This window comes from Kitasatospora sp. NPDC028961 (genome assembly GCF_055564815.1).
In genome coordinates this window covers 1-1,107 of the sequence record NZ_JBVHVO010000060.1, presented here as the reverse complement: position 1 = coordinate 1,107, position 1,107 = coordinate 1, and the positions used below count along the sequence as shown (strand labels likewise).

1 protein-coding gene is annotated in these 1,107 nt (G+C 74.6%); it reads left to right on the top strand.

What is annotated here, in order from left to right:
* Positions 1-159: 159 nt before the first annotated feature.
* Positions 160-1,107: heavy metal translocating P-type ATPase (locus tag ACZ4UX_RS36965; RefSeq protein ID WP_465709861.1), on the top strand; the 948-nt coding region annotated here is incomplete at its 3' end.

The following is a 1,107-nucleotide window of genomic DNA, read 5'->3' as shown; positions in this document are numbered from 1 at the left end:
GGGTTCTCCTCCGCCCCCCCACGCGAAGAAAACCCGTTCCGCGTGGCCTGCAAAGGGGCAGGCGACGAGGGGTCCATCCTGTCCGGGTGGGGGCGGGGGGGGGGGGGGGCCCCCCCCCCCCGCCCCCCCCCCCACGCCCTCCCCAAGGAGCTGATCAGCATGAGCACCGCCACCCCGGCCACCACCGCCGCCGGCCCGGGCGGCCCGCGTGACCAGGACGGCACCGCCCCGGTACGCGACCGCGTCGAGCTGTCGATCGGCGGGATGACCTGCGCAGCGTGCGCGGCCCGGATCGAGAAGAAGCTCAACCGGATGGAGGGCGTCGAGGCCACGGTCAACTACGCGACCGAGAAGGCCCGGATCGACTTCGGACCGGCGGTGAGCGTCGCCGACCTCATCAGCACCGTCGAGAACACCGGCTACACCGCCGAGCTCCCCGCACCGCCGGCCGTCGACCCGGCCGCCGCGCCCGCCGGGCCGGCCCCCGCCCCGGCGGAGCCCGCGGCCGACCCGCTGCTGGACCGGCTGCTGATCAGCGCCGTCCTGAGCGTGCCGGTGGTCATGCTGTCGATGATCCCGTCCCTGCAGTTCGCCAACTGGCAGTGGCTGGCCTTCGCCCTCACCGGCCCGGTCGTCGTCTACGGCGGGCTGCCGTTCCACCGGGCCGCCTGGACCAACCTGAAGCACGGCGCCGCGACCATGGACACCCTGGTCTCGCTCGGCACGCTGGCCGCCTTCGGCTGGTCGTGCTGGGCCCTGTTCTGGGGCCGGGCCGGGATGCCGGGCATGCGCCACGAGTTCTCGCTGTCGATCGGCGCCACCGACGCCTCCTCCACGCTGTACCTGGAGACGGCCGCCGCGGTCACCGTGCTGATCCTCTTCGGCCGCTACCTGGAGGCCCGCTCCAAGCGCCGTGCCGGCGCCGCGCTGCACGCCCTGCTCGGGCTGGGCGCCAAGGACGTGGCGGTGCTGCGGAACGGCTCCGAGGTCCGGCTGCCGGTGGACCGGCTGACCCCCGGGATGCGGTTCGTGGTGCGTCCGGGGGAGAAGATCGCGACGGACGGCACCGTGGTCGAGGGCTCCTCCGCGGTGGACGCCTCGATGCTC